This is a genomic window from Nostoc flagelliforme FACHB-838, from assembly GCF_014698065.1.
GTDB classification, from domain to species: Bacteria; Cyanobacteriota; Cyanobacteriia; order Cyanobacteriales; family Nostocaceae; genus Nostoc; species Nostoc flagelliforme_B.
In genome coordinates this window covers 1-4,128 of sequence record NZ_JACJSI010000468.1, presented here as the reverse complement: position 1 = coordinate 4,128, position 4,128 = coordinate 1, and the positions used below count along the sequence as shown (strand labels likewise).

General features: G+C 39.3%; 4 protein-coding genes and 1 pseudogene. 1 reads left to right on the top strand and 4 read right to left on the bottom strand.

Going from position 1 to position 4,128, the window contains the following annotated elements; translation table 11 throughout:
* Positions 1–131: 131 nt before the first annotated feature.
* Positions 132–2,501: a hypothetical protein gene (locus H6G97_RS46755; protein ID WP_338421998.1), complete on the bottom strand. Its 2,370-nt coding sequence runs from the start codon at positions 2,499–2,501 to the stop codon at positions 132–134.
* 48 nt (positions 2,502–2,549) lie between these two features.
* Between H6G97_RS46755 and H6G97_RS46750 the strand changes: the two genes are divergently transcribed.
* A complete protein-coding gene (locus H6G97_RS46750; RefSeq protein ID WP_190947198.1) occupies positions 2,550–3,080 on the top strand; it encodes a hypothetical protein in 531 nt (176 codons plus the stop codon).
* An 80-nt stretch (positions 3,081–3,160) separates the two neighbouring features.
* Here the strand turns inward: H6G97_RS46750 and H6G97_RS46745 are convergent, their stop codons facing one another.
* The 3 genes and pseudogenes from H6G97_RS46745 to H6G97_RS46735 all read right to left on the bottom strand — a co-directional run.
* Positions 3,161–3,322 (bottom strand): hypothetical protein, encoded by a 162-nt coding sequence (locus H6G97_RS46745; RefSeq protein WP_190947197.1) that lies wholly within the window; start codon positions 3,320–3,322, stop codon positions 3,161–3,163.
* A 51-nt stretch (positions 3,323–3,373) separates the two neighbouring features.
* The gene (locus H6G97_RS46740; RefSeq protein WP_190947196.1) at positions 3,374–3,748 is read right to left on the bottom strand and encodes a hypothetical protein; all 375 of its coding nucleotides are present in this window, start codon (positions 3,746–3,748) and stop codon (positions 3,374–3,376) included.
* Positions 3,749–3,945: 197 nt separating this feature from the next.
* Positions 3,946–4,128, bottom strand: a pseudogene (locus H6G97_RS46735) (hypothetical protein); the annotation flags it as partial.

Here is a 4,128-nt window from a genome sequence, read left to right as displayed (position 1 = left end):
CAATACGGTTCGGTTAACAAAGTTATCTGTTGAGGCGAGCAGTTCTTGAGCAGGGGGAGAAGAGAAGCAGGGGAAGAGAAATTGCTTAATAATAACTCTCTTGCCTCCCCTGCACCCCCTGCCTCCCCTGCTTATCCGAACCGTATTGGCTCCATACGTACCGCAGCGTTGAATTTCTGATCAAACTCGTATTTGGCGGCGATCGCTGCAAATCTTTGTTGTGGTGTAAATTCTACTCCTTTGAATAAGTCTTTAAACTGGACGATGGGGCGCGATTCTAACTGTGATTCTTGGAAATATTTATTAGTTTGACTGATTAGTAGTTCTACTGGTGAGTAACCTTTGGGGATTATCCCAGTGTTTAAATAGGACGAACGAGATTTTTTGTCTTTAATATAATTAACATCACGATACAAGTAGCGGCTGTTTTCCCAGATTTTATCCATCTCAGGTTTTTTAGCACTTTTGAATAAATCAACCGCTATTTGGTTTTGATAACATCCTTCTTCAATCATGCTCCGGTACATTTGACGGTTAATGTCCATTGCTTGCTGGATAATTTCGGGAGTTCTTTGAGAATGAGCAATTTCAACAACCCCTTGCATATAAGGCTTGTATTCTTCTCGAATTAACTTTGAATCTTTCTGGCGTTCTTGCTCAAACAGGGTTTCGTAATGGTTAGAAACTTTGTCTAGATAATTTGATTTCTGCTCAAAAGTACCGTAAGTCTTTAGTACCTCAATTTCTGATTCTAATGCCTCCAGTGCTGTCACTTGATTGTTGATTATGCCCACGCTGATGCTATCACTCATGTGGATAGCTATTTCTTCAAATGGAGGCTGGGTTCCATCGGTGGGATCATAAAATGATTGTTTTTTGAGCTTAACCGTGGGCGAATAGGCGTTTTGGGGAAGATTTCTTTGCTCTGCCTCTGCTGTCAGGTTAGGGTATTTACTAGCCAGCGCCACGCCAATACAGTCACCGTCAAAATCTCGCGCTTGCCGTTCTGATTCGGTTTCAATTGGCGCAATTTCATTGGTTTTAAGCCTTGCTAAAATGCGTTTATGATCTTCATCATTGACTACTATAATGCCTTTAAGATTTACCCCATCTGGGGCTAATCTATCATCAACAAGTTTATTAGTGGATATACATAAACCATTAGAGTTGAGGAATGGAGAACGAAAATTAAGAACCTTTTCTCTATCATCCATCCAAGGAACACAGATTTCACCATTTTTCAGTTCTTTGGATGGGATAATCATTCCTCGGTCAAATATTAAAGTTCTCCCAGATGCTATATCTCTCCACTCGCTTTGGACAAATCTACTCAGTTCTTGTTTAATTTTTTCAGTTTCTAAAAGCTGATTATGCCCCCCAACTAAATCAGCCTTTATGAGTTTATACATCAACAAATCATCTTTCGGTGATTCATTATTTTCATCGATTATCTCATATTCTCCATCAGCATCATTCGATGTCACTAGTTCTAATTGTTTAGCTAATGAGCCATCACCAGCTTGCTCAGTAATTTGCTTTGATAAAGATGCTTTCTGTGATTCAGTCAAAGCCTTACGCTTTTCGTATTTTTCACAATAAAGTTGTGCAACAATCCTTGGGTCATCCTGATTTTCGGCTAGCTTTTGAGCCTGTGCCTCTAGCTCCTCAGCGAAATCTTTGATCCCTTGAGGAAATGATGCCAACAGTTGTGATATGGCTGTCTGACCTCGCTCTGACTGCGATTTTTCACCTAACCAGATTTTTTGCTGATATAGTCCTGGTTTAATTTGGGGTTTACTAGCACCATTAGGATTATCCTTGTCTGTACCTTTAAAACTGGATATGGGAATGATTAAGTCAATTTTGGATTTAATCTTTGGGTCTAAATATTCTACTTTATCTAACTTATATGGTCGTAAAGTCCCTTTGCCAAAACAATATTGATTATCTTCTCCATCAGCTTCTGTCCAACCAAAGCGATGCTGAATAACATGATAATCTTTATTTTGTTGTTGCTCTGTTTGGGTCAAACGGTCATAAATTTGAGTTGATATCTGTCCATAACAATCGCCCACTAACTTGAAAGCATCCTCATCTTTAATAAATCCTCCATTCTCTCCTGTAATATCATTCACAATTAAAATATTTAATTTTTCATTAATGAAATTTTTACAACCACCTAGAAAAATCGACCCATAAGCACCTCTATCTTTTCTATCGGGACATAATTTATCAATTACTTCTAAACATTCTGGAGAGCCATAGAGAAGTCTTGTTTTAGAAGATAATAAAAGAATATATCCTTCTGGATGATTTTGTAAATCCTCTGCTTTACTATATTCATCAATATGCCCAAAAGAAAACTCTTTGCCTGGAAAATATGATTCCAATAGGGTATTATCTATTTTCTCGGTTAAAATTGAATCAGGATTATTCTTGTCTCCGTCATCATGAATCCATTGATTTATTCTCGTGTCAAAGTGTTTAAATTGAAGAGTCATAAGACTTTAAGTTAGTTAACTTTTTACCAATCTTGTGAGGGATTAATCATGTCAAGAATAAAACGCTGGATAAATATGAACCGTAAAGAATTCAATTCAGATGGAACATTAAAAGATGAAGTAAGGCAACAAAAAATATCTACCGGCTCAAACCCAGCAGCAGTCGATGACTATGCTCGTAGATTGAAAGAAGAATATGACGAGTGGAAGCACTTGGACGAAACCGACCCAGAACCTTGGCCTGTCTACACGGCATACGACTTTTTCACCCCAACAGAGAAAACACAGTTTAACCCTGACGGTTCTCTTAAACAGGAATACTTTGAATCTGAGCTTAAAAAAGGTACAAGCCTTGGATGGTTAGAGGAAATGGAACGGCGTAAGAAAATTGATGTCGATAACTACAATCGAGTATCAGCCAAATACGCTGAAATGGGCATCAATTTCGGTCAACAGGAAATGCAAGAAAGGATTGGCGCTAGCAGAACATACGTCCAACATCGGCAGCAGATGGAGCAAGACCTGCGTAACTTTGAGGATGTTGACAGTTTGCCTTTCGACAAGGACATAGCATATTAAGCTCACCCTAAGCAGAGCGAGTGGTAATATAAGCTGAAAGCATTATAAAACAGCGCTTTCAGCTTTTTAGTGACATCCTTTTAATGAGCTTGAACAGCAGGCAGGTTAGCAGCAGCCGATGGTTTGCCAGAGCGAAACGCCCCGTTAAAAAAGGCAATCATTCCTAAAATGGCAAAGGGTGTAATGATTAATATGTGCAGTGAATTGAATGCCGAGCGTTCTCTGACTACTTCAGCCCACATTACTTTCAGTTGATCTTCCGTTGCTGCCTGGGCGAAAAAGTGAATATTCGGTTAATTGACTTGCCGTTCTATAGCTGGAGGGATTACCCCAGACGAGCGCACAACTGACTTGTTGGAAGCGGCGGCAAGGAACGCAAACATCCCTAGAATAGCAAAAGACGTAATAATCACTTGCTGTAGGGAGGTAAACACTGACCTTTCTTTTTCCTTTTGGACAGTAATGCGATTGATATTTTGCTGAAATGCCGACAAATATAGATAATCTAATACTTTCTCACACAAGGCAGGGTCTTCACCTATCTGTACTTTCTGGCATAGGAGAATTTCTAGATGCTCTCGGCGGCGATCGCTTGTAGACAAATCGCGCTCATCCCACAGTTTTGCCTGGGTTGTATCTAAAGGTCTATTAATACCTAATATAGTCATACTATGTCCTTCTTTAGTTGTTGAGTTAGTTGAGGGAACAGGTGTAATCGATAATTCAATTACACCCTAGTGTGCTTTTTGAAAAATGGAATTCGTGTCTAACTTAAGAAGTTTAAATATGCTTTCAAAAAAGAACTAGCAACTTGAGTACTGAAAAAATCAAAGCTCAGGTTGCTAGTAAAGTTTGAGAATGTATGCTATATTTCCCAATCCAAATCTTCAGTTGGAGATGGAGATAAAACCTGTGCTTTCGGTGGTGGCTGGGGTGTATTTGGCTGCAATGGGTTCGTCCCATCCTGAAATAATTCTTGTGCCAGAGTCCGCCCATCGCCGTCAATGTCACTACTCAAGAAATACTCCAAAACCTGTGGTGTAGCACC